Genomic DNA, 23294 nt, shown 5'->3' with positions numbered 1-23294 from the left:
AAACGACCATGAAACAGCGCATACTCATCATAGGAGCCGGCTTCGCTGGAATGTGGAGCGCACTCGCGGCGGCCCGCGTGCTCGACAATGAAAACAAAGCAGATGGTCTGATCGAGATCGCGTTGATTGCCCCGGAGCCCGTCCTGCATCTTCGCCCCCGGTTCTATGAGAGTGGCCCGGCCGGCATGAAGGCTCCGCTCGGCGAGATGTTCGATGAAGCCGGCGTTCGCTTCGTTCATGGCCGCGTCACGCGTATCCGCACCGCAGACAATGAAGTCGATGTGCTTGACCATGATGGGCACACTTCGACCATGCACTACGACCGCCTCGTGCTGGCCGCGGGAAGCCGCTTGTTCACGCCGGACATTCCCGGCTTGCGCGAGCACAGCTTCAATGTCGATCAGCTGACTGAGGCCGTAAGGCTCGAAGCGCATCTCAACAATCTTGCGAGCCTCCCCGATACGCCGGGACGCAACACCGTCGTGATCGGGGGCGGCGGTTTCACCGGCATCGAGACGGCAGCAGAGATGCCCGCGCGCCTGCGTGCGGCACTCGGTCATCGCGCCGACATCAATGTCACTATCATCGAGCAGGCCGCGCATATCGGTCCCGATCTGGGGTCGGGCCCGCGACCCGTTATCACGCAAGCACTGCAAGACTTGGGCGTATCATGGCGCGTCGAAACAGCCGTGACGGCCATCGATGCCGACGGCGTCCAGATATCCAATGGCGAACGGATCGACAGCAAGACGGTGATCTGGACAGCCGGTGCGCGCGCCAGCGCCCTCACCGAGCAGATTCCGGCCAAGCGTGACCGCTTGGGCCGGCTGCACGTCGATCGCAGTCTGCGCGTGATTGGCCTTGATAACGTCTTCGCCACCGGCGATGTCGCGTATGCCGCCACCGACGATGACGGCAACCACGCGTTGATGTCGTGCCAGCATGCGATGAACCTCGGCCGCTATGCCGGCAACAACGTCGCCTCGGACCTGCTCGGCCTCGGCGCCATCCCCTACACCCAGACACGATACGTGACCTGTCTCGATCTCGGTCCATGGGGCGCGGTCTACACCGAAGGGTGGGATCGCGCGGTCAAGCTCACAGGCGCTGAAGCCAAGCAGCGGAAACGCTGGATCAATACGGAGCGAATTTACCCACCCCGCGCCAATCGCGCCGAGGCGCTTGCGGCCGCGGATCCGCTGCAAACTATTGTTCAACCCAGAAGCTAGGAGACAAGCTATGAAGATGCGAAGCTTTACTCAAACTACGGCGGCAGCACTGGTTGTTGCGGCCCTAAGCGGAAGCGCGGCGCTGGCCGCGGACAGCGTCAAGCCGGCATTCAACCAACAGATCAGCAACATCCCCGGCAAAAGCCTGATTGCCGTGACGGTCGACTATGCGCCCGGCGGCAAGACACCCTCGCATCACCATGCGCGCTCGGCGTGTGACAGCTTACGTCCTCTCCGGCGCGATCCGCAGCCAAGTGGACGATGGCCCGGTCCAGGTGTTCCACGCGGGCGAAAGCTGGTCCGAGAAACCCGGCGCACGCCACACCGTCAGCGAGAACGCCAGCGCCACCGAACCGGCAAAACTGCTGGCTATTTTTGTGGTGGACACAAACGATAAGGAACTGACGACCATCGACAAATGATGGATCGATGCTGATCATGCGGTCCCGCGATAGCTGTTCCGACGGCGACGCTGGGACCGCTTACAAGAGGAGTTCTGAATGGTTTCGAATTCCGGAAAAGTCACCACGCCACGTCACCGGATCGTGGTCGTCGGTGCTGGCTTTGGCGGCCTGGAGACGGTCTACCGCCTCGCCGGCGCGTCCGCCGACATCACTTTGATCGACCGGCGCAATCATCACCTCTTTCAGCCCCTGCTCTATCAGGTCGCGACAGCCTCGCTCGCGACGTCGGAGATCGCATGGCCGATCCGGCACCTGCTGAGCAGCCGGAAGGAGGTCACGACGCTGCTGGCGACCGTGACAGGCGTGAATACCGAGGCGCGTCATGTGGCGCTCGAGGATGGCAGTACCCTGCCATACGACACGCTGGTGCTCGCCACCGGCGTGCGGCATGCCTATTTCGGCCACGACGAATGGGAGCCGTTCGCGCCGGGCCTCAAGACCCTTGAAGACGCGACAACCATCCGCCGCCGTATCCTTTATGCGTTCGAGCGTGCGGAGCGTGAAAGCGATCCGCAGCGCCGCGCGGCGTACCTGACATTCGTCATCGTCGGTGCCGGTCCCACCGGTGTCGAACTTGCGGGCACGATCGCGGAGATGGCGCATGTGACGCTGCCGCCCGACTTCCGCAACATCGATACACGAACAGCGCGCGTTGTTCTGATCGAAGCAGGACCGCGCGTGCTGGCTGGCTTTGCCGAAGACCTGTCGGCCTATGCGCAGCGCTCGCTCGAAGAGCTCGGCGTCGAAGTCGTGCTGAACCAGGCTGTCTCCGATTGCTCGGCCGACGGCGTGATCTGCGGGGGCAAACAGCTCGCCTCCCGAACCATCATCTGGGCGGCCGGCGTGAGAGCGTCACCTGCCGCGGAATGGCTCGGCGTGCCGCTCGACCGCGCCGGACGTGTGATCGTCACACCCGATCTCACGGTGCCCGGACATCCGGAGATCTTCGCCATCGGCGATACGGTGAGCGTCAATGACCCAGAGGGCAAACCGGTGCCCGGCATCGCGCCGGCCGCCAAGCAGCAGGGCCGCTACGTGGCGCAGGTCATCAAGGCACGTCTGAGCGGAGACAAGGCGCCCGGCCCCTTCCAGTACAAACACGATGGCAGCCTCGCCCAGATCGGCAAGCGGCGCGCGGTGATCGATTTCGGCTGGATCAAGCTGCGCGGTTCGATCGCCTGGTGGATATGGGGCATCGCGCACATCTACTTCCTGATTGGTGTGCGCAACCGGCTCAGCGTCGCCATCAGCTGGCTGTGGATCTACACGCGCGATCAGCGTAGCGCGCGGCTCATCACGCAGGGCCGCGGTGCCATGGAGCCGAAGAAGCCTGGTTGATGACTATTTATGATCGAGCTGCCAGGCGCCGTTCCAGTCGTGGGCCGGCGGGTTGGCCTGGAAGCTGGCAACGCGCGCCGCGAGCGCCATCGATGGTCCGTCGCCCGGAACAGCTTCCAGCGCGGCATTGAAGGCCTGAGCCGCTTCGTCCCATTGCCGGGCGCGATAGGCGGTGAGCCCTTGTGCGTAGTGCGTTCGGAGTTGAAGCTGTTCCGGCGTGAGTGCGCCTTTGCGCCCCATGATTTCGAACACCAGTTGCGGAATGGTCTGGCCCACCAGCACCAGCAAATCGATCTCACGCATCTCGATCGTATCACCGGCCGCCGAGACAGTTGCCTTCGACACCAGCGAACGACTGCCGTAAATCTTGTTGGCGGCTTCGAGACGGGAGGCCAAGTTCACCGTGTCGCCCATCACGGTGTAGCTCATCATGAATTCGGAACCGATGCTTCCGACAACCACCTCGCCGGTTGCGACGCCGATGCGCAGATCGCATTGATTGGACACCTGACGAACGCCGAGCAGTTCGGGGATTTCCTTCCGCAAGACGCCGATCTGATCGATCATGTCGAGCGCGGCGAGGCACGCGAGCTGCGCCTGTTCGTTTTCCTCGGTGAACGGAGGCCCCCAATAGGCCATGACGGCGTCGCCGATGTATTTGTCGATGATGCCGCGATGGCTCCGGATCGGCGCGGTGACCGTCGAAAGGTAATGGTTCATCACCTTGACGAGCCCCTGCGGTGTCATGCCCTCGCTCAGGCTCGTGAAGCCTTTCATGTCGCAGAACAGCACGGTCATCACCCGCCGCTGCCCCTCGGAAGCCGTCAGCGCCGGACGATCGATCAGGCCCTTGACCACCTGCGGATCGATGTACTTGCCGAAGGTCTCGCGAATGCGTTCATTGTGACGCAACTGCTCGACCATGCGGTTGAATGCGCCGGTCAATTCGCCGATTTCGTCCCGCGTCGTGACATCGATTGTTCCCTCGAGCTGCCCCGCCTCCACCGCCCGCGTGCCGTCGAGCAACCGCCGTACCGGCCGTGTGATACCGGTGCTGACGAGAATGGACACCACCAAGCCCAAAATGGCCGCCAGCGCGGTCATGATCGCGGAGATGATGATCGCCTGCCGCTGATGGCCCATGGTGATGACGGAGTCCTCGCGAACCTGCGTCAGCATGTCGGCGCGGATCGCTTCGACCTTCGCAGTAAAATCGTCGCGAAGTCCATCGATCCGAGCAAGCGACCGCTTCAGTTCTTCAGGATCGCGGCGATCGAGAAGTTGGAAGAAGCGGTCATACTCCTGTTCGAGATAGCGACGGAGATCCGTGCTCGCGGACTCGATGCGGGCGTCCAGCCGTGCCAGCGTGGCGTTGTCCGAGGTCGTGGACTGATCGGCAATGATCGCGTTGATCCGCGACCGCGCTTCGCTCGCCTCGCGCCCGACTTCAATGCTCTTGGCGTCGTAGACCTTCTTGCGATCGGCAAACGTAGCCTCATCGGGCGGCGACTGCATCTTGGCGATGATCATCTGACGCAGCGCCAGCGCCTGCTCCAGCGAACGGACGTTCATCCGTGCGAGATTCCCGTAGGCCTGAACGTATTGTGAGGTCAGCTCGTCAAGGTAATGCGCCACCCTCGCCGACATCACCATCGACAAGACTGATGTGATCGCCATCAGGATGATCAATCCCACCGCGATGCCGACGATTTGCCTTTTGATCGACTGACGGATCATTGGTCAGTGCCTTTGACGTCTTAAAACGCCCGTGGCCGAAATGGTCTTGGTATCGAAAAACTACAGTATTCCAGCTTGCCGCATATCCGTATCCAGATACGCGACCAACCAATCGTCAAATCAAAGCTGACTTACGCCGCAGCCGCAACCACGCGGTTACGGCCATCGTTCTTGGCCCGATAGAGCGCCTGGTCGGCGCGCTTCAGCACATCGCTGATCGCCTCGCCCTTGACCTCGAGCGTGGCAATGCCGATGGAGATCGTCACATCAAGGCGCTTCGTGCCCTTCTCAATGGAAAACGGTTCGCCGGCGATGGAACGGCGCAGCCGTTCGGCCACCATGCCGGCCACGTGCAAATCTGTCTCGGGCATGACAATGACGAATTCTTCGCCACCATAACGGCAGGCGAGATCAATGCCCCGGATCGACTTGCGAATGCGAACCGCGAATTCCCGCAACACGTCGTCGCCGGCATCGTGGCCATGCCGGTCGTTGATCGACTTGAAGTAGTCGATGTCCAGCATCATCAGCGCCAGCGGCTTCGCGCGCGTGGCCGCCTGGTCCGCGAGCGTGGCAAGATGGGTTTCCATGTAACGGCGGTTGTGCAGCCCCGTGAGACCATCGGTGATCGCCATCTCGATGGAATTCTGCACATTGTCGCGCAGATGATCGGTATAGCGGCGTCTGCGGATCTGCGTGCGGGCGCGGGCAAGCAACTCGTTCTTGTCCACCGGGCGCAGCAAGTAGTCGTTCACGCCGATTTCAAGACCGCGCAGCAGTCGCGAATTATTGTCGGCATCGGCAATCGCCAGAATGGGCACGCTGCGGGTCCGCTCCAGCGAACGCGCCTGGCTGCAGAGCCGCAGGCCGTCGAAGTTCTCAAGGCCTAGCGACACGATCAGGAGATCGTAGTTGCCTTCAGCCGCGTGAAACAGCGCTTCCGCAGGGTTGGGCTCGACATCGACGCTGTGCTCGGTCGCCAAAACCGGCGCCAACCGCTCGTAGGACGACGGCCGGTCATCGACCAGAAGAATGCGACCGCCGGTGCCGGTATCGGAAATTGCTTCCCGTTCGGGCGCCTGAACGCCGATTTCGTGCGACGTGATCGCGCGCATCCGCAGTTCGTCGGTCATCATCTTCAGGCGCGTCAGCGAGCGCACCCGGGCGATCATGACCACATCGGACACCGGCTTGGTCAGGAAATCGTCCGCCCCTGCATCCAGCCCGCGGACGCGATCCGACGGGCTGTCGAGCGCGGTGACCATCACCACCGGAATGAAATGCGTCTTCGGGTTCGACTTCAGCCGCCGGCAGACCTCGAAGCCGTCGATATCCGGCATCATGACGTCGAGCAGCACGATGTCGCATTCCGCACGTTCGCAAATCTCGAGCGCCTGCGTCCCGCAGTTTGCAGTCACCACATCGAAATACTCGGCCGACAGACGAGCCTCTAACAACTTGACGTTGGCAAGAACGTCGTCGACGACCAGAACACGCGCAGACATAGCACTTCCCTCAACCGATGAACCGCCGAACGGTCTCGATGAACTTGCCGACCGAAATCGGCTTGGACAGATAGGCCTCGCACCCGCCTTCGCGGATACGTTCTTCGTCGCCCTTCATCGCAAACGCCGTCACCGCGACCACTGGAATGGCGCGCAGTTCAGCATCTGCCTTGATCGAGCGTGTGACGTCGAGGCCAGAAATTTCGGGAAGCTGGATATCCATCAGGATCAGATCAGGACGATGCGCGCGCGCAAGGCCCACCGCTTCAACTCCGTTGCGTGTGCCGACCGTCGCATATCCATGGGCCTCCAACAGATCGCGAAAGAGCTTCATATTGAGCTCGTTGTCCTCCACGATCAGGACGGTTTTCGCCATCCTGCCCTCCCGTCCCCAAAATGCCCGTACGAGTAAAAATCCAATAGAATTCGCCACGCCGTGATGACTCGGGCATGATGGCTTAAAATAGAGACCAGAAGTTACGGAAAGGCAAACACTCTCGATGAAAAAGGGCTCACCAAACCCGCAGGAAGTGGCTGAAATCGTTGCGATTCAGGCCCTCTCCTTCCTCGCGTCGGATCCTGAGCGACTGGGAATGTTCCTGACCGAGACCGGGATCGGCCCACAGACCCTGCGGGCCTCGGCCTCTGACCCGAAGTTCCTGGCAGGCATTCTCGATTTCATCATGCGTGACGACGCCACGGTGCAGGCGTTTGCGGGGGTCTCCCAGCTAACCCCTGAGGCCATCGCAAACGCACGCGAGGTGCTGGACCCGCGCTGGGAGTAACGCGCTTGACCGACCGGCCCGCAGACGCTCCGCAAGCGTTCTGCCGTGACTGTCTTACCGACGCCACGGCACGATCCATGCGTTGCCATGCCTGCGGCTCACCCCGTCTTGTCCGACACCGCACACTGCGCGCGCTGAGCCTCGCCCATATCGATTGTGACGCCTTCTACGCCACCGTCGAGAAGCGCGACAATCCGGACATCGCCGACAAGCCGGTCATCATCGGCGGCGGCAAGCGCGGCGTGGTCTCCGCGGCCTGCTACATCGCGCGCACCTATGGGGTGCGCTCGGCGATGCCGATGTTCAAGGCGCTCGACCTCTGTCCCGACGCCGTCGTCGTGCGGCCCGATATGGCCAAGTATGTTCGCGTCGGCCGTGAAGTCCGCCATGCGATGCTGGCGCTCACGCCGCTGGTCGAACCGCTGTCCATCGACGAAGCGTTCCTCGACTTGAGCGGGACCGAGCTTCTACACGGCATGATCCCGGCCAAGGTGCTGGCACGCTTCGCAACCCAGATTGAACGCGATATTGGCATCACCATCTCGGTCGGACTGTCAGTGAACAAGTTCTTGGCCAAGATGGCCTCCGATCTCGACAAGCCGCGCGGCTTCGCAGCCATCGATCCGGAGGAAGCGACCGCAATGATGGCTGACAAGCCTGTCGGCTTCATCTATGGCGTCGGCCCCGCCTCACAGGAAAAATTGTCGCAACGCGGGTTCCGCCTGATCAAGGATCTGCAACGTGCGGAAGAGACCGACCTGATGAAGCAGTTCGGTCCCGAGGGACGGCGGCTATGGCGACTTGCGCGCGGCATGGATGAACGCAAGGTCGTGCCCGACCGTGGCGCAAAAACGATCTCCAACGAGACCACGCTGGAAACCGACGTGCGGGATTTCGCGACACTGGAAAAAATCTTGTGGCGGCTCTGCGAAAAAGTCTCAGACCGCCTCAAGGGCGGCGATCTCTCCGGTACGACCATCACGCTGAAGCTCAAGACCGCCGACTTCCGCCAGCGCACCCGTTCGCAATCGATTCAGGTGCCGACACAGCTTGCCAATCGTATCTTCGGCATGGCCCGCGAAATGTTGAGCCGCGAGATCGACGGCACGGCCTTCCGCCTGATCGGCGCCGGCGTCAGCGCCTTGCGGCCGGGAGCGGAAGCAGATGATCAGAATCTGCTCGATCGCCGCTCGGCGCACGCCGAACGCGCCATGGACAGTGTACGGAAGAAATTTGGCAATGCCGCTGTTATCCGCGGCATTGCTTACGAAGGTCCCGCAAAGGCGGAGTGATCCCCAAGCATTCGTGTAGGGCTTGGCCCTATTTGCAGGGCTTGGTTTGTCTGATGTCGATCTTGTCCATCGCACCGGCAATGACGAAGTCGTTGTAGTCCAGCGTCAGCGCGCGGGAGACGCCGTCCTCATAAAGCTCGAATGACATGGCATAGACCGGTGTCTGCTCACCAGACGCGGGCTTCGTCGCCCGGTCGTAATAGCTGACCGTGACCGGCCAACGCGTCTGCGACTTGAAGGTGTCGTTGTTGGTCGTGGCGTCCGGCACCGCGGGCGCCTTGTCGCCGGGGATTGGCTGACCGATCACCGCGAGCGTGTTGTAGACCTTCTCGCCGTCGTCCGACCCGTCATAAACGACGAGTTCGAGAAGCGACTTGCCTTCACGCGCGGCTTCGATGATCCGCTTCACCTGCTCGGTCGGGAATACAGCTCCCTCAATGGTGAAGGTCTTCGCCTTCGGCTGCTTCAGCTTGACCGTGACCGTATTGCCTTTGCGCTCCGCGACGCCATCCACCGAAGTGGTATCGCCTTCATTCATGCGGGTGTCGACCTTGAAGGTATATTTCTTACCCGCGCCGTCCTCCCAGCTGATCGAATGCAAATCGCTCAGCGTCGTCTTGTTTTCGCCTGTATCGAGCTGCGACACCTGCCGGAATTCCGTGGTGTACCCTTCACACGCGCTACCGGAGAAGTTGTACAGGATCCGCCCGCGCGCACTGTTGACGTTGGCGTTGCCGCGGGTCCTTTTCAGGCTCAGGTCGTACACGGCCTGATGCGCCAGAAAGGACACGTTGGGCGCCGCGTGTGCCACGCTCCGCCCCGCCCCCGGCGCGAGCATTATGACAGACACCATGACCGGCAAACCAATTGCTGAAATTCCGCGCGCGCGACGCATGACATCTCCTTAAAGATAAGATTCGAAACAATAATAGTCGCAACATTGCGCCGCAACCGGGGCGGACCTGGCTCCAGAATCCTGTCAGCCCTGAAAACCTCAATGGCTAGCTAGTGTCCCGAATCCAAAGTTCGCCCTATCGTGCGGCACGCTCCGTAGCGAACTTTGGATTCGAAAGGACACTAGCAACTTTATGATTCTAGTGTGATTTAGGTTCAGAAGTTCGCTGGAAGGACCCGCTGGGAAAATCGAGCGAACTTCTGAACCACCACACTAGCTTGCATGTGCCGGCACGATGGGCGAAATATGGTTCCCCCGATCCACAATCGGCGCGAAACCGACACAGTTCGATCGGGTCAACATTTCAGAGCATTGAGGTCAATATGGCGGGAACGATCGAGCAGAAACTGAGCACGATGGGCATCACACTGCATCAGCCCAACGCTCCGGTAGCGAACTATGTCGGATTTGTACGCACCGGGAATCTGCTCTTCGTCTCCGGGCAGGTTTGCAACAGTCCTGAAGGCAAGCTCATCGCCAAGGGCAAGCTGGGCGCCGGCGTGACGATGGAACAAGGCGTCGCCGCCGCTCGCGGCTGTGCGATCAACCTGCTGGCGCAGGTCAAGATGGCTCTCGGCGACCTCGATAAGGTCGTGCGCGTGGTGCGCCTCGGCGGTTTCGTCAACGCCACTCCCGACTTCCTCGATGGACCGAAGGTGCTCAACGGCGCATCTGACCTGATGGTCGAAGTCTTCGGCGACAAGGGCCGCCATGCCCGCACCACGGTTGGCGTTGCCGCCCTTCCTTCCGACGCTGCAGTGGAAGTTGAAGCAATCTTCGAGGTGTCTTGATTCCGATGGCCTCACGAGCGCCCGACTGGTTGACCGCAAGGCCAGTTGCCCACCGCGGCCTGCACGATCGCGCGCAAGGCATCATCGAGAATATGCCGTCGGCGATCGATGCCGCGATCGCCGGCAATTTCGCCATCGAAGTCGATCTGCAGCTTTCTGCAGACGGCGAAGCGATGGTGCACCATGACTATGAGCTCGGCCGCCTCACGCAAGGCAGCGGTGAACTGCTCTCACTCACGGCGGACGAACTCAAGCAGGTTGCGTTCAAGCATACACCGGAACGCATGATGACGCTCAGCGACCTCTGCGAACGCGTCGGTGGACGCGTCCCTTTGGTGCTGGAGGTCAAGAGCCGCTTCAACGGGGACCGCAAGCTGGTCGGCCGCATGGCGCAGGTTCTGGAGTCCTACCGCAATCCGGTCGTCGCGATGTCTTTCGATCCCGATCAGGTTGTGGCCATCCGCGAATTGCTGCCCTTTATCCCCCGCGGCATCGTCGCCGAACGCCACTATGAAGATGGCGAGTGGAAGCAGCTTCCTCCCGAGAAGATCCGCGGGATGATGGGCCTGCGTCACGCGCTCAGCACCCGGCCGCATTTTGTGGCGTACTGGGTCAACGATCTGCCTGCGCCCGCGCCCTGGATCGCACGCAACGTCTTTGGCTGCGCGCTGTTGACATGGACCGTGCGAACCCCGGAGCAACGCACCCGCGCGACCCAACACGCCGATCAGATGATCTTTGAAGGATTCGTACCGGACTAAGCCACGGCGCAATGCGGTCACTTAAAACTGCTTTGCACTTGAAGTCAGCCGTGCAAGCGACGATCTATAGTGCTGATCGTCATCGCGTTTCTCACGGCCACGGTACCCCTGCCCCTTGACGGATTCCTCCGACATCACCCTCGAAGCAGTTTCCTCGATCGGCCAGATCACAGCGGACGAATGGGACGCGTGCGCCAACCCTTCCCGCGAAGTTTCGGCCGTTCCCGACGCTGAACAATGCTCCCAAGATCACGCCTATAACCCTTTCATATCGCACGCCTTTTTCTCCGCCCTCGAAAAGTCAGGCTCAGCGGTCGCCCGTACCGGCTGGGGCGCGCGCCATCTGGTGGCACGCATGGACGGCAAGGCCGTCGGCGTTGTTCCGTGCTACCTGAAGAACCATTCCCAGGGCGAATACGTCTTCGACCATGGCTGGGCGGACGCCTATGAACGCGCCGGCGGCAGCTACTATCCGAAACTGCAGGCCAGTGTTCCCTTCACCCCCGCCACGGGGCGACGCCTGCTGGTGCGCGACGGAGTCGATCAAGCGCGCGTCCGCAAGGCTTTGGCCGGCGGACTTGTCGGCCTTTGCGATGCTGTGAATGCGTCATCGGTTCACATGACATTCGCGCCTGAGGATGAGTGGGAATTTCTCGGTGAGCACGGCTTCCTGCAGCGGACCGACCGACAGTTTCACTGGCGCAATGAAGGCTACGCGACGTTCGACGACTTTCTCGGCACGATGGCCTCGCGTCACCGCAAGGCCATCCGCCGCGAACGGCGCGATGCCGTGGCGAACGGCATCACCATTCATCACCTGATCGGGCGTGACATCACGCCGGACGCATGGGACGCCTTCTTCGAATTTTACATGGAGACCGGCTCACGCAAATGGGGCCGCCCCTATTTGACGCGTGCGTTCTATCAGCAGATCGGCGAGACCATGGCCGACGATGTGCTGTTGGTGATGGCGAAACGCGACGGCAGGTGGATCGCGGGCGCGATCAACTTCATCGGATCGGACGCGCTGTTCGGCCGCCACTGGGGCGCCATCGAGCATCATCCGTTCCTGCATTTCGAGGTCTGCTACTATCAGGCCATCGACTTCGCCATCCAGCGCGGCCTGACGCGTGTGGAGGCCGGCGCGCAGGGCGAACACAAGATCGCACGCGGCTACCTGCCGCAGACCACCTACTCGGCCCACTACATCGCCGACCCGGCCCTGCGCCGCGCCGTCCGCGACTACCTCAAGCACGAACGGGCCTATGTGCAGGAGGCGGTCGAAGATCTCACCGATGCCGGCCCCTTCCGGAAAACCGAAACAGACGAGTGACGCAGGCCGCCTCCATCCTGGTCAGGCGCTGAGAGAGACCGCGTTGTCGGCGAGCCATCCCGCGCTTAAGCTCGCGTCTCGTCCTCTTTGTTTCGGGCCGCCGAAAGACCAACACCATCGGATCGATGTCAGAGCAACCGAACACCTTCTGGACACGACGGGCGCCTGAGCTGCGTCAGACCTTTCGCGTCATCGTCGCGACAGGTGCCGCATTTGTTGCTTACAAGCTCCTCAACCTGCAGCAGGGCTATTGGGCCATCTTCACGGTGTTGATCGTGATGCAGGGCTCGATCGGCGGGACATTGGGTGCTGCGACCGAGCGCATGATCGGGACACTCGCCGGCGCGATCCTTGGCGGGATCGCGGCAGCCGTGCGCGACGGTAACGCGGTCAACCTCGGCATCGCGCTCGTGATTGTGACAGGCGTCGGTGTCTGGGGCGCAGCGGTACGCCCGCAACTGCGGATCGCGCCTGTGACCGCCGCCATCATGCTGCTCAGCGCTCCGCCAGGAGTTCCGGTCCACACCTTTGTCGTCGACCGGATCATTGAGATCGCACTGGGCGGCGTCATCGGTGTGCTGGCCACGGTCCTGATCTTCCCTGCCCGCTCGCACGGCGTGGTGATCGCCCGCTCCGTCGAAGTGCTCAGGCGCATTCAGCACCTGCTCCAATCCGAGGCCGATGCCATCGAGCGCGGCGAAGCGCTTCCGCCCTCGAACGAACATCCGGCCCTCCGACAGGCACTGACGTCGGTAGAACAGGCGATGAAAGATGCGGAACGCGAGCGCGCGTCGCGCCTTGCCAGTCACACCATTCCACCGTCCATTCCACGTACGCTGTGGAGAATACGGAACGACCTCGTCCATGTCGGCAGTGTGCTGAACAAGCCGCTTCCCGAGGCGATCCTCTCAAACCTCGCGCCTGCGGCAGCGAACCTGCTTCGCGCCGAAGCCGCATTCATCGGCCATTGTGCAACGGGACTGAACGATAGCACGGCCGTGTCGCGCGAGAACGTCTCGGCAATTTATATCGCTTTCACCGAAGCGTTCGACAAATTGCGACAGGCGGGCGTCACGCGGACGCTCGACTTCGATGCAGCCGGCCGCGTGTTCGGCCTGGCCTTCACACTGGAACGCCTGCACCGCGACCTTGGCGACCTCGCCGACCGCATCAATGAGATTGCGGACGGAAAGCCCGAACAGGCAGCGCCTTTGTGACACTCCCTGTCATGCGCGCACCACGGCTTGACCCGCATCCCACGGGCGGCGATTGTCGCGACATTCGGAGATGAGGATGACTGATGACAACCTATGACAACAACAACATTTTCGCGAAGATCCTGCGTGGCGAATTGCCCTGTCATAAGGTCCATGAGGACGAGCACACCCTTTCCTTCCTCGACATCATGCCGCGGTCGCCAGGCCATACGCTGGTGATCCCGAAAGCTCCGGCCCGCAACATTCTCGACATCAAGCCGGACGATCTGGCGCATGTGGTGCGCGTGGCGCAGAAGATCGCCATCGCCGGTAAGAAGGCATTTCAAGCTGATGGCATCACGCTGCAGCAGTTCAGCGAAACGGCCGGCGGCCAGGTCGTCTTCCATCTTCATATGCACGTCATGCCGCGTGTCGACGGCGTTGCGCTGTTGCCGCCGGCGACCCGCAAAGAAGACGTCAAGGTGCTCGAAGACCATGCCACACGGCTGATCGCGGCACTGGCAACGTAGACGCCAGCGATCTCCCTATCAGTCGATCGTGATCTTCTGTGCCTTGATGATGCGCACCCAGCGGTCACGATCATCGTCGATGAATTTCGTGATCGCTTCCGGACCTTGAGGCCGGTAGACCACATATCCGATCTTCTCCAGCGAGGCACGGAATGCCTGATCATTCAGCGCGCGGTTCAGGCTGGCAGTCAGCGTCTGGGCGATATCGTCCGGCAGCTTCGCAGGCGCCGAAATTCCATACCAGACAATGACGCGGTAACCGGGATAACCGCTTTCGGCGATTGTCGGCACGTCGGGCAGATCGGCGAACCGCTCCGGGGTGGTGACGCCCAGCGGGCGGAGCGCGCCGGCCTTGATATGAGGCAGCGACGTGCTGATGGTATCAAACATCACGTCGAGCTGGCCCGATAGCAGATCGGTCAGTGCGGGCGCGACGCCCTTGTAAGGCACATGCGTCATGTCGACGCCCGCCTCGTGCTTAAACATCTCGGCTGCCAGATGCAGCGTGCTGCCGATGCCCGACGATCCGTAGTTGATCTTGCCGGGGTTCTTCTTTGCGTAGTCGACGAACTCGGCGACGGTCTTGACCGGGATCTTGGGATTGACTTCCATGACCACGGGCACCTGCGTGATCAATGACAGCATCCGGAAGTCCTTGATCGGGTCGTAAGGCAGTTTCTTGTAGAGGATCGGATTGATCATGACGATCGAACCGGACGCCACGAACAGCGTGTAGCCATCCGCATCGGCATGGGCGACCATCTCGGCCCCGATCGAACCCTGCGCGCCGGGCTTATTCTCGACGACGACGGATTGCTTCAGGTCCTTGGACAGAAACTCCGCCACCGCCCGCCCGAGAATGTCGGTCGGGCCACCCGCGGCATAGGGCACCACAAGTTTGACCGGACGTGTCGGATAATCAGCTGCCAACGGATAGTCGATCGTGACAACAACGGCCAGGGCAGTCAGCACGAACCACCGGGCAACCGCCCGGCACCATGATATTTGCACGCGTCTCTCCCGAACTTTTATTTTGTTGGAGAGAGGCTAACCAAGCCACCATTTTCCTGCAAGCACGACGATCTCGCCGGCGACCACGCCTGCGAAAACCGATTTGCGCGCCACCAGATAAGCCGCAAAGCCGACGACCATCGCGCCAAAACGGACACTGCCCGGCACGCTCGCCAGTGCGCCGGGCGGAGTGATCATGATCTGCGCAATGACTCCCGCCAGAATGGCGGCGGCGACCGCCCTCACCCAGACGAGAAGTTCGGACTTCTCATCGATCCCGCCGCCGATCAGCAAGCCCAAAAATCGCCAGATGTCATTCGACAGGAAGCCTGCCACCAGCAGCAGCACGATCGCCTGAGGGCTTCCAAACAGCTCACTCATGCGATGCGCTTCCGGACCAGATGAACGCCGAAGGCGATGCTGCCGGCAGCCAACCCCGAAATCAGGATGTCGACACCGGTCTGCATCATCGAGACCAGCGGATAGAGAGCAAGACCGAGCGCGAGCGCGAGCTTGTCCACCGTTTGGCGAGCGTTGCGCGCGGTCGAAAGCAGGAACGTCAGCGGCGTCAGTGCCAGCACCGCGGCAGCCAGGATCGGCGGCAGGTTCGCCGCCAGACCATAGCCGAGCACGGTCGCGATCACGCTCAGCGCAACGAGCGTGCACCCAAGCCCATTGGTGAACAGGATGCGGCGTTCCCGCGGCACATGCGGCAAAAGGCGAAAACTTTCCACCCAGACGGTGACCGCCACGAGATGCGCAGGCAGGATCAAATTGCGCATTTTCGTCTTTGGCGAGCGCAGCATCGGCAGGACCGATACCACCATCGGCAGCAGCCGGATCGCACTCAAGGTCACCGCGAGCGCGGACTCAAATAGCGTGGCTCCCGCGTGGGAGGTGGAAATCAAGATGACCTGTGCCGGTCCCGCCCACACCAGGACCGTACTGGCGACGACCCAGCCCAGTGTGAACCCGGAATCATGCGCAAAGGCACCGATCCCGATGAAGGTTCCGAACAGGACCAGCGCCAGAATCGACGACATCGCCGAGCGTGCGCCGAGCAGGAATGCTCTGGACCCGCTATGCCAATCTGATGAATCGAGGGGTGGAAGCGCCAAGGAAAGAGAAACCGGTGAGTCGAATGAATTCCATCACGCGGCCGATTTTACCTCGCCGTCAAGGGACGCGAGCCGCTATTTGCGTGATGCAGGGCTCCGACCAATGCAGAGCTGCAATCGCCAAACATTCAAATGGATGGCTCACGCGCCGACGGGCACATCGTCGCGCAAAGGCACAACACGAGCAGCCCGCAACCGATAAAAACGAACGTCATGTCCCTGCTCCAACCGTGAATGATCTCAACCATTCAGTCGCCGGATCAGGTGATTGGAAAAGTGTTACGTAAAACTTAATGAAAATCCGGCGGTGAATTGGCACAATCGAATTAGGACTTCATTGACGATAACAGTCCGCTTCCGACTGCAAGAAATGCCTGATTTTATTGGTTTTCTCAAATGCCGCATGAAACCTCCCGCGTTAACCCTCGCGCGAGAAACGTGCGCAATTCAAAGCAGACTGCTCAGCCGCGTCCGTTTTTGAGGACAATGCAGGCCTGCCCTGCCCGCCTGATCTGGTTGCAGAGATCGTTGGCGGCAGGTCGCGTATCTGTTCCGATCCGCACCTGGTAGAACGGCCGCGTGCCGCGGCTGCGGAAGATCGAGCTGATGAGGCTCGGATCGCGATCGCCGATGATCGAGCTGAGATGTTTCATCGATCGCGCGTACATCGCCAGCGCGTTGTCGCGCGAGAAGCCTGCCGCAAGCTGAACGCCCCATGGCATGGCGGCGCCCAGCACCACACGATGTTCAAGCTCGGCAATGAACGGGTTTGGCGCGGTCTTGAGCATGGCCATCAACTCGCGACAGCCCGCGGGGGGCTTACGCTCTTTTGCAATCCCGTTTCGGCCGGCCGCCGACCATTCTTCCACCGTCGATCCGGTAATGGCATAGACGTAGTTGCGCGTCTCAGAGGGCATGTATCCCGTCCCCGCGATCCATTCCTGCACACGACGGGGACCGGCATTATAGGCCGCGGCAGCGAGCCCGAGATTGCCGAACTGCTCCTTCAACTCAGCGAGAAACTCCGCTGACTTCGGCAGCGCCTGCACCGGGTCGAATGGATCGAGCAAACGCCGTTCGCTCGCGGTACCGGGCATGAATTGCGCCACGCCCTGCGCGCGCTGGCCGTTGCGCGTCATCGGTCCGACGGCATCGGGCTGAAATCGGCTCTCCTGCCAGATGACGCGCGCAAAGAACTCCAACGGCAATCCGTGCGCGGAAGCCGCCGACTCGATCATCAGGCACATGGCTTCGCGGGTATCGACGTTCTTCGCATCTTTTGCGGGCGGTGGCGCCGGCGCACTTTCCGCGGGCGTTTTGGACTGAGGCGCTGATTGACCATCCGACGCGGGCTTGGACGCTGCTGGTTTGGATACCTCTGCGGGCTGAGATTCATCCGCTGGCTTTGGTACTTCAGCAGGCTTGGAAGAATCCGATGTCGCGGCCGGCGGCGCAACTGGTGCCGTCGCGGGCTTGTCGTCGTCAGCCCACGCGATGGAAACGCTCATCGCGATTGCCACAACAACCGCAAGCCGCACATGCCAGGTCATGGAACACCACCGTGTTGCACTCCTCTATAGCCCAGAAGTTGGCGACAAATGTGTAGGCACAAGGCCGCAGCGCGCAGGCGGGCTTAAAGTACCGATGGCAGTGAGGCGTGGTTGACTGTCCTGATCAAATGGTCGAGCGCCTTGGCGGTCCATCCGCCGCACCGGCTGCGTTTACCTTAAAAATGTCTTTCCATCACGCCGCATGGCGCGGTTCCACCCAACGCACTAGGGTTAGCGATTAGTAAATCATCGGATTGTGTCTCGTGATCGTATCCAGCGGACTGATGTACCTGCCGACAAATATCGTCCTCGACGCGGAGCACGACGCTCTCTTCGACGAGGATATGAATCGCCGCTCTCCGGCTGAAACTGCAGACGTGGAAACCGACAACGTATCCGCGCCTGATATCAACGAGATCACGCGGGATCTTGCTCCTCAAGCGCAACGAGAAGCGCCCGCCCGCTTCCGGCCCGTCACGCGCGGCGTGATCAAACCGTTGATCGCACTCCTCACGGCGCAATACGTGATCGTTGCCGCACTGGCTGCCGGTGCCGCCGTGACCGTGGCTCATCACGCTTCTCATCTCATCAATGAGAAGTTCGCCGCAATCGTCACGGCCCTCAAACGTCTTTGATCTCTGTTGGCATCCCCCAACAAAAAACCCGGCAATCTTGCGATTGCCGGGTTTTTGATTTCCAGACGAGACGCTTAGACCTTCGCGAGCGGCTTGGCCGGCCCTTTCGGTCCATCGTCCCCTTTCGGCTTGCGCGGGGCTGCACGCTTGCGCGCGCCCGGCAGCTTCTCGGGTTTCGGCGTGACCGGGCCCTCGACGAACTCGAAGCCGATCTTCTCCTTGTCCGCAACCGCCTCGTCCTTGACGAGGATGACGCGAACATGACCGCCGCCCTTGAGCTTGCCGAACAGCACTTCGTCGGCCAGCGGCTTCTTGATGTGCTCCTGGATGACACGGGCCATCGGCCGCGCCCCCATCTGCTCGTCGTAGCCTTCCTTGATCAGCCACGACTTCGCAGGCTCCGACAGTTCGATCGTCACGTCGCGATCCGCAAGCTGGGCCTCGAGCTGCAGCACGAACTTCTCGACCACCATGCCGATGACATCGGTGTTGAGATGACCGAACGATACAATCGCATCGAGACGGTTGCGGAACTCAGGCGCGAACTGACGATTGATCGCCTCGTGATCGTCGCCTTCCCGCTTCGAGCGCGTGAAGCCGAACGCCTGGCGAGCCAGATCAGCCGCACCCGCGTTGGTGGTCATGATCAGGATGACGTTACGGAAGTTGACCGACTTGCCGTTGTGGTCGGTCAGCTTGCCGTGATCCATGATCTGCAGCAGCACATTGTAAAGATCCGGGTGTGCCTTCTCGATTTCGTCGAGCAGCACGACCGAGTGCGGATGCTGGTCCACGCCGTCCGTGAGCAAGCCGCCCTGATCGAAGCCGACATAGCCCGGAGGTGCGCCGATCAGGCGCGAGACCGTGTGACGCTCCATGTACTCCGACATGTCGAAGCGGATGAGTTCGACACCGAGCGACGCGGCCAGCTGCTTGGCAACCTCGGTCTTGCCGACGCCGGTCGGACCGGAGAACAGGTAGCAGCCGATCGGCTTCTCAGGTTCACGCAGGCCCGCGCGGGCAAGCTTGATCGAAGCCGATAACGCCTCGATGGCCTTGTCCTGCCCGAACACCGTGCGCTTCAGCGTCGTCTCGAGATGCTTCAGCACCTCGGCATCGTCCTTCGACACCGACTTCGGCGGAATGCGCGCCATCGTCGCAATGGTGGTCTCGATTTCCTTGATGCCGATGGTCTTCTTGCGCTTGTTCTCGGGCACCAGCATCTGCGCCGCACCGGATTCGTCGATCACGTCGATCGCCTTGTCCGGCAGTTTGCGGTCATGGATGTAGCGCGCCGACAAATTCACCGCCGCCTCGATGGCGTCGTTGGTGTATTTCAGCTTGTGATAGTCCTCGAAGTACGGCTTGAGGCCCTTCAGGATACCGATCGCATCTTCCACCGACGGCTCGTTGACGTCGATCTTCTGGAACCGGCGCACCAGCGCGCGATCCTTCTCAAAGTGCTGGCGGTATTCCTTGTAGGTGGTCGAGCCCATGCAGCGAATGCCGCCCGAAGCCAGAGCCGGCTTCAGCAAATTCGATGCATCCATCGCGCCGCCGGAGGTCGCTCCCGCGCCGATCACCGTGTGAATTTCATCGATAAACAGGATCGCATTCGGATGCGCTTCCAGTTCCTTGATGACCTGCTTCAAGCGCTCTTCGAAATCGCCCCGATAGCGGGTTCCCGCGAGCAGCGTGCCCATGTCGAGCGAGAACACCGTCGCGGCAGAGAGCACCTCCGGCACATCGCTATCCACGATGCGCTTGGCAAGTCCCTCAGCGATTGCGGTCTTGCCGACGCCGGCTTCACCGACGAACAACGGATTGTTCTTCTGACGGCGGCACAGCACCTGGATGGCACGGTTGATTTCCGCGTTGCGGCCGATGACCGGATCGATCTTGCCGTCACGCGCCTTCTTGTTGAGGTTGACGCAATAGGTCTCGAGCGCCTCCCCCTTCTTCTTGGAGTCGTCGCCGCCCTTGGTATCGGCTTCTTCATCGACACCACGCACCGGACGCGCCTCGGAGACACCCGGACGCTTGGCAATGCCATGGCTGATGTAGTTGACCGCATCGTAGCGGGTCATATCCTGCTCCTGCAGGAAGTAAGCCGCATGGCTCTCGCGCTCCGCGAAGATCGCGATCAACACGTTTGCACCTGTGACTTCCTCGCGGCCCGAGGACTGCACATGGATCACTGCACGCTGCACCACGCGCTGGAAACCAGCCGTCGGCTTGGCATCATCCGAGCCGTCCGCAACGAGATTTTCAAATTCTGTTTCGAGGTAGTTGACCAGACTGCCGCGCAGCTTGTCGAGATCAACGCTGCACGCACGCATGACCGCAGCTGCGTCCGAGTCATCAATCAGCGACAGCAGGAGATGCTCCAGTGTCGCGTACTGATGATGACGCTCATTTGCGATTGCAAGTGCGCGGTGCAGGGATTGTTCAAGGCTCTGAGAAAAAGTCGGCATTCGCGTCCCTTAATGGCCCCCGCCAATTCACTTTAGAACTCAACTCTAGAACTTAGATGGGTCGCTTTGCTGGCCAGTCAATCCGTCGCTCGTTTCAACTGTCACCTGACACGACTGTTCGGGTTCCCCACCCGTACGAGGTTACTTCTTTTCCATCACGCATTGCAAAGGATGTTGGTGCTTGCGCGCAAAATCCATGACCTGCGTAACTTTGGTCTCGGCGATCTCGTAGGTAAATACCCCGCACTCGCCGATCCCGTGATGATGAACATGCAACATAATCTTGGTCGCAGCTTCAATGTCCTTATTGAAGAACTTTTCTAAAACATGAACGACGAACTCCATCGGCGTGTAGTCGTCGTTCAGAATCAAAACGCGATACAGGTTCGGACGTTTCGTCTTCGGCTTGACTTTCGTGATGACCGACGTGCCGGGACCGGGCGGTCCATCGGACCGATCATCGTCCTTGCTCATCCGCGGAGCGAACTCCACGTGTTTTCTGGCTGGCATTTGGGGTGCCACCACCGGTTCCAGTTGTAAATGCGCGTTCAGCATGGCTTGGAAAGTCAAAATTCCCCAGGAAAAGCATGACCGGGGCGGCAAATCTCCCCAAGTCACCCTCCACAATATGGGTCGCTATCGCCCAGCCTGCAAGCATGACCGAAGTGCCAAAACGGCGTGTTGAGGAGCGGTCATCTTACTCCTATTGGTTAGCGGAGCCGGTTCAATTGATCGGAAGTCGTCCTCATCTGGTTCAGATTGCATTAAGCGCGTTCGGCAGACCGCGGCCGGATTGAGCCGTATGCCGGGCAATTTATCCAGATTGGCGGCAAAATTGGCGAAATTTGCCGCGAGCCGCCGCGCACCGTTCCGACGCAAAACCTTTCCAAATGCCGCGCTCTCGGCAAGTTTGCCGCGCTTGTGCTCCCCGCAACACGCCTCCCGCATGCCGCCCGGAATTTGGGACAATTAACAATAGTCCCTCAACGTCTTCTTTACGATGAAACCGCATTGCATGCCCTGCAGCGCCCGAGCCGAGCGTCACCCCCGTGTTTCATCACCGCATTTTACGACCTCTTCATGCCTCCCCATTAGCCATGAGGCAGAACCACATCCTCCGGTGAAACTATGAGTGACGCATTGCTTTTGAATCGGATCCTGCGACGCGCTGCAAATTTCCGCAGCGCCAAAGGCGGCAACGTCGCGGTGATATTTGCTTTTTCGATGGTGCCGCTCCTGCTGTTTGCCGGCGGCGCGATCGATTACACCCGTGCCAATGCGGCGCGGACTGCCATGCAGGAAGCGCTGGATTCCACAGCCCTTATGCTTTCCAAAACCATAACCGGTCAGAGCTCATCCGACGTATCAGCCCTCGCCAAAAAATACTTCAACGCGCTTTACACTTTCCCTGGAGCGCAGAACATCGACATCAAGACGACCTATACCTACAACGCGACCGATGGCTATAAACTCGTAGTGGACGGCACAGGCTCGATACCGACCGAGTTCATGAAGCTTGCCAACATGAACAAGATGGACTTCTCAAGTTCGTCCACGGTGGTTTGGGGCAACACCAGGCTGCGGGTCGCCATGGGGCTGGATATCACGGGCTCGATGAACGATGACGGCAAGCTTGACGCGATGAAGACGGCGGCCAAGCAATTGGTCGATACGCTGAAGTCGACCGCCAAAAGCAAAGACGACGTTTATCTGTCCATTATTCCCTTCAACGTGATGGTTAACGTCGGAAAAACGTATCAGAACGCCAGCTGGCTCGACTGGGACACCACGTACGGCAGCTGCCAAAACGCACCGTCGTACAAGACGAAGAGCGCATGTGTGAATGCGAAAAAAACCTGGGTCGCTAACAATGTCAGCCAGTGGAAAGGGTGCGTATGGGACCGGGACAAGGATCCGAACGTAAACTACGACGCCCTGAACACGTCGCCGAACATTAAAACACCCGGCACTTTGTACATGGCTCAAAACTACACCGATTGCTCGTCGTCGCTCCTGCCGATGATCTCGCTCTACACCACGAAGGAGGCCGACGATTCCACAGACGACACCACCATCAAGGGCAAGATCAACAACCTGAAAGCGAACGGAAACACCAACCAGGCCATCGGCTTGCACCACGCGTGGATGAGTCTTCAATTGGACGCAACAGTCCCGTTTCCCGCGCCGGCGAAGGATTCAAACTATAAATATACCGATGTGATTATCCTGCTCTCGGACGGCATGAATACGCAGGACCGATGGTACAGCACGCAGTCGAGAATTGACGATCGCCAGGAACTGCTCTGCCAGAATATTAAAGCTTGGAATGGCGGTTCGACGATGGTCTACACCATTCAGGTCAACACCGGCCACGACAAGACGTCTCAAGTTTTGCAGGACTGCGCCGTCAATGGCGGCAAATACTTTCTGTCGACCTCCACGTCGGATATGGCCGCGGCATTCAACGAGATTGGCGCCTCTCTGAACAAGCTGCGCATCGCGAAGTAATCGCGACAGCGAAAGCGTCCAGCAATTCTCCGATGCCTGACGGACGCTGAACACAAAAACAAAAAAGCCCGGCCGAAAGGCC

21 protein-coding genes and 1 pseudogene are annotated in these 23294 nt (G+C 60.5%); 12 read left to right on the top strand and 10 right to left on the bottom strand.

The window, feature by feature from the left end:
• The first annotated feature begins 8 nt into the window (after window positions 1-8).
• The 3 genes and pseudogenes from ACP0KA_RS22960 (at window position 9) to ACP0KA_RS22950 (ending at window position 3031) form a co-directional block, all read left to right on the top strand.
• Window positions 9-1229, top strand: a complete 1221-nt coding sequence (locus ACP0KA_RS22960; protein ID WP_424631015.1) for an NAD(P)/FAD-dependent oxidoreductase — start codon at window positions 9-11, stop codon at window positions 1227-1229.
• A 10-nt stretch (window positions 1230-1239) separates the two neighbouring features.
• A pseudogene (locus ACP0KA_RS22955) lies at window positions 1240-1651 on the top strand (cupin domain-containing protein).
• Between the two features lie 78 nt (window positions 1652-1729).
• On the top strand, window positions 1730-3031 hold the full coding sequence (locus tag ACP0KA_RS22950) for an NAD(P)/FAD-dependent oxidoreductase (protein WP_424631014.1): 1302 nt from the start codon (window positions 1730-1732) through the stop codon (window positions 3029-3031).
• Between the two features lie 3 nt (window positions 3032-3034).
• Here the strand turns inward: ACP0KA_RS22950 and ACP0KA_RS22945 are convergent, their stop codons facing one another.
• The 3 genes from ACP0KA_RS22945 to ACP0KA_RS22935 form a co-directional block, all read right to left on the bottom strand.
• Window positions 3035-4768, bottom strand: a complete 1734-nt coding sequence (locus ACP0KA_RS22945) for an adenylate/guanylate cyclase domain-containing protein (RefSeq protein ID WP_424631013.1) — start codon at window positions 4766-4768, stop codon at window positions 3035-3037.
• Between the two features lie 131 nt (window positions 4769-4899).
• Entirely contained in the window at window positions 4900-6273 is a 1374-nt protein-coding gene (locus ACP0KA_RS22940; protein ID WP_424631012.1) for a PleD family two-component system response regulator, read from the bottom strand.
• 10 nt (window positions 6274-6283) lie between these two features.
• A complete protein-coding gene (locus tag ACP0KA_RS22935; protein WP_424631011.1) occupies window positions 6284-6649 on the bottom strand; it encodes a response regulator in 366 nt (121 codons plus the stop codon).
• A gap of 124 nt (window positions 6650-6773) precedes the next feature.
• On the opposite strand from ACP0KA_RS22935, the gene ACP0KA_RS22930 reads away from it, so the two are divergent.
• Together ACP0KA_RS22930 and ACP0KA_RS22925 are read left to right on the top strand one after the other, a co-directional pair.
• On the top strand, window positions 6774-7058 hold the full coding sequence (locus ACP0KA_RS22930; protein WP_424631010.1) for a DUF3572 domain-containing protein: 285 nt from the start codon (window positions 6774-6776) through the stop codon (window positions 7056-7058).
• A gap of 77 nt (window positions 7059-7135) precedes the next feature.
• On the top strand, window positions 7136-8350 hold the full coding sequence (locus tag ACP0KA_RS22925) for a DNA polymerase IV (protein ID WP_424631696.1): 1215 nt from the start codon (window positions 7136-7138) through the stop codon (window positions 8348-8350).
• 28 nt (window positions 8351-8378) lie between these two features.
• Here the strand turns inward: ACP0KA_RS22925 and ACP0KA_RS22920 are convergent, their stop codons facing one another.
• A complete protein-coding gene (locus ACP0KA_RS22920) occupies window positions 8379-9203 on the bottom strand; it encodes a cell envelope integrity EipB family protein (protein ID WP_424631695.1) in 825 nt (274 codons plus the stop codon).
• A gap of 425 nt (window positions 9204-9628) precedes the next feature.
• On the opposite strand from ACP0KA_RS22920, the gene ACP0KA_RS22915 reads away from it, so the two are divergent.
• The 5 genes from ACP0KA_RS22915 to ACP0KA_RS22895 all read left to right on the top strand — a co-directional run bounded on the left by ACP0KA_RS22915 (window position 9629) and on the right by ACP0KA_RS22895 (window position 13916).
• Entirely contained in the window at window positions 9629-10096 is a 468-nt protein-coding gene (locus ACP0KA_RS22915) for a RidA family protein (RefSeq protein WP_424631009.1), read from the top strand.
• Window positions 10097-10101: 5 nt separating this feature from the next.
• Window positions 10102-10857, top strand: a complete 756-nt coding sequence (locus tag ACP0KA_RS22910) for a glycerophosphodiester phosphodiesterase (protein WP_424631008.1) — start codon at window positions 10102-10104, stop codon at window positions 10855-10857.
• A gap of 115 nt (window positions 10858-10972) precedes the next feature.
• Window positions 10973-12190, top strand: coding sequence for a GNAT family N-acetyltransferase (locus ACP0KA_RS22905; protein ID WP_424631007.1), 1218 nt, complete (start codon window positions 10973-10975; stop codon window positions 12188-12190).
• Window positions 12191-12315: 125 nt separating this feature from the next.
• A complete protein-coding gene (locus tag ACP0KA_RS22900; RefSeq protein ID WP_424631006.1) occupies window positions 12316-13407 on the top strand; it encodes an FUSC family protein in 1092 nt (363 codons plus the stop codon).
• Between the two features lie 83 nt (window positions 13408-13490).
• The gene (locus tag ACP0KA_RS22895) at window positions 13491-13916 is read left to right on the top strand and encodes an HIT family protein (RefSeq protein ID WP_424631005.1); all 426 of its coding nucleotides are present in this window, start codon (window positions 13491-13493) and stop codon (window positions 13914-13916) included.
• 18 nt (window positions 13917-13934) lie between these two features.
• Here ACP0KA_RS22895 and ACP0KA_RS22890 read toward each other — a convergent pair whose 3' ends face one another.
• From ACP0KA_RS22890 to ACP0KA_RS22875, 4 genes are all read right to left on the bottom strand, one after another.
• Window positions 13935-14927: a Bug family tripartite tricarboxylate transporter substrate binding protein gene (locus tag ACP0KA_RS22890; protein WP_424631004.1), complete on the bottom strand. Its 993-nt coding sequence runs from the start codon at window positions 14925-14927 to the stop codon at window positions 13935-13937.
• A 36-nt stretch (window positions 14928-14963) separates the two neighbouring features.
• Window positions 14964-15308 (bottom strand): AzlD domain-containing protein, encoded by a 345-nt coding sequence (locus tag ACP0KA_RS22885; RefSeq protein ID WP_424631003.1) that lies wholly within the window; start codon window positions 15306-15308, stop codon window positions 14964-14966.
• Complete coding sequence (locus ACP0KA_RS22880) at window positions 15305-16045, bottom strand: AzlC family ABC transporter permease (protein WP_424631002.1); 741 nt, start codon at window positions 16043-16045, stop codon at window positions 15305-15307. The genes ACP0KA_RS22885 and ACP0KA_RS22880 overlap by 4 nt, the downstream gene beginning before the upstream one ends.
• A 461-nt stretch (window positions 16046-16506) precedes the next feature.
• Window positions 16507-17553: a transglycosylase SLT domain-containing protein gene (locus tag ACP0KA_RS22875; protein WP_424631694.1), complete on the bottom strand. Its 1047-nt coding sequence runs from the start codon at window positions 17551-17553 to the stop codon at window positions 16507-16509.
• Between the two features lie 305 nt (window positions 17554-17858).
• Between ACP0KA_RS22875 and ACP0KA_RS22870 the strand changes: the two genes are divergently transcribed.
• On the top strand, window positions 17859-18230 hold the full coding sequence (locus tag ACP0KA_RS22870; protein ID WP_424631001.1) for a hypothetical protein: 372 nt from the start codon (window positions 17859-17861) through the stop codon (window positions 18228-18230).
• A 74-nt stretch (window positions 18231-18304) separates the two neighbouring features.
• Here ACP0KA_RS22870 and clpA read toward each other — a convergent pair whose 3' ends face one another.
• Window positions 18305-20704: an ATP-dependent Clp protease ATP-binding subunit ClpA gene (gene clpA, locus ACP0KA_RS22865; RefSeq protein WP_424631000.1), complete on the bottom strand. Its 2400-nt coding sequence runs from the start codon at window positions 20702-20704 to the stop codon at window positions 18305-18307.
• A gap of 141 nt (window positions 20705-20845) precedes the next feature.
• Complete coding sequence (clpS, locus tag ACP0KA_RS22860) at window positions 20846-21178, bottom strand: ATP-dependent Clp protease adapter ClpS (RefSeq protein WP_424631693.1); 333 nt, start codon at window positions 21176-21178, stop codon at window positions 20846-20848.
• Between the two features lie 654 nt (window positions 21179-21832).
• On the opposite strand from clpS, the gene ACP0KA_RS22855 reads away from it, so the two are divergent.
• Complete coding sequence (locus ACP0KA_RS22855; protein ID WP_424630999.1) at window positions 21833-23212, top strand: pilus assembly protein TadG-related protein; 1380 nt, start codon at window positions 21833-21835, stop codon at window positions 23210-23212.
• Window positions 23213-23294: the final 82 nt, after the last annotated feature.

The organism is Bradyrhizobium sp. SYSU BS000235, assembly GCF_049747295.1.
Classification (GTDB): Bacteria; Pseudomonadota; Alphaproteobacteria; order Rhizobiales; family Xanthobacteraceae; genus Afipia.
Note: the sequence above shows the minus strand (reverse complement) of the source record. Positions and strands in the feature narration are given on the sequence as shown.

Bases quoted from the DNA above. Each gene is read 5' to 3' on its own strand.
- ACP0KA_RS22960 (WP_424631015.1), top strand. From the start codon at position 9: ATGAAACAGCGCATACTCATCATAGGAGCCGGCTTCGCTGGAATGTGG.
- ACP0KA_RS22950 (WP_424631014.1), top strand. From the start codon at position 1,730: ATGGTTTCGAATTCCGGAAAAGTCACCACGCCACGTCACCGGATCGTG.
- ACP0KA_RS22945 (WP_424631013.1), bottom strand. From the start codon at position 4,768: ATGATCCGTCAGTCGATCAAAAGGCAAATCGTCGGCATCGCGGTGGGA.
- ACP0KA_RS22940 (WP_424631012.1), bottom strand. From the start codon at position 6,273: ATGTCTGCGCGTGTTCTGGTCGTCGACGACGTTCTTGCCAACGTCAAG.
- ACP0KA_RS22935 (WP_424631011.1), bottom strand. From the start codon at position 6,649: ATGGCGAAAACCGTCCTGATCGTGGAGGACAACGAGCTCAATATGAAG.
- ACP0KA_RS22930 (WP_424631010.1), top strand. From the start codon at position 6,774: ATGAAAAAGGGCTCACCAAACCCGCAGGAAGTGGCTGAAATCGTTGCG.
- ACP0KA_RS22925 (WP_424631696.1), top strand. From the start codon at position 7,136: ATGCGTTGCCATGCCTGCGGCTCACCCCGTCTTGTCCGACACCGCACA.
- ACP0KA_RS22920 (WP_424631695.1), bottom strand. From the start codon at position 9,203: ATGGTGTCTGTCATAATGCTCGCGCCGGGGGCGGGGCGGAGCGTGGCA.
- ACP0KA_RS22915 (WP_424631009.1), top strand. From the start codon at position 9,629: ATGGCGGGAACGATCGAGCAGAAACTGAGCACGATGGGCATCACACTG.
- ACP0KA_RS22910 (WP_424631008.1), top strand. From the start codon at position 10,102: ATGGCCTCACGAGCGCCCGACTGGTTGACCGCAAGGCCAGTTGCCCAC.
- ACP0KA_RS22900 (WP_424631006.1), top strand. From the start codon at position 12,316: ATGTCAGAGCAACCGAACACCTTCTGGACACGACGGGCGCCTGAGCTG.
- ACP0KA_RS22895 (WP_424631005.1), top strand. From the start codon at position 13,491: ATGACAACCTATGACAACAACAACATTTTCGCGAAGATCCTGCGTGGC.
- ACP0KA_RS22885 (WP_424631003.1), bottom strand. From the start codon at position 15,308: ATGAGTGAGCTGTTTGGAAGCCCTCAGGCGATCGTGCTGCTGCTGGTG.
- ACP0KA_RS22875 (WP_424631694.1), bottom strand. From the start codon at position 17,553: ATGAGCGTTTCCATCGCGTGGGCTGACGACGACAAGCCCGCGACGGCA.
- clpA (WP_424631000.1), bottom strand. From the start codon at position 20,704: ATGCCGACTTTTTCTCAGAGCCTTGAACAATCCCTGCACCGCGCACTT.
- clpS (WP_424631693.1), bottom strand. From the start codon at position 21,178: ATGAGCAAGGACGATGATCGGTCCGATGGACCGCCCGGTCCCGGCACG.
- ACP0KA_RS22855 (WP_424630999.1), top strand. From the start codon at position 21,833: ATGAGTGACGCATTGCTTTTGAATCGGATCCTGCGACGCGCTGCAAAT.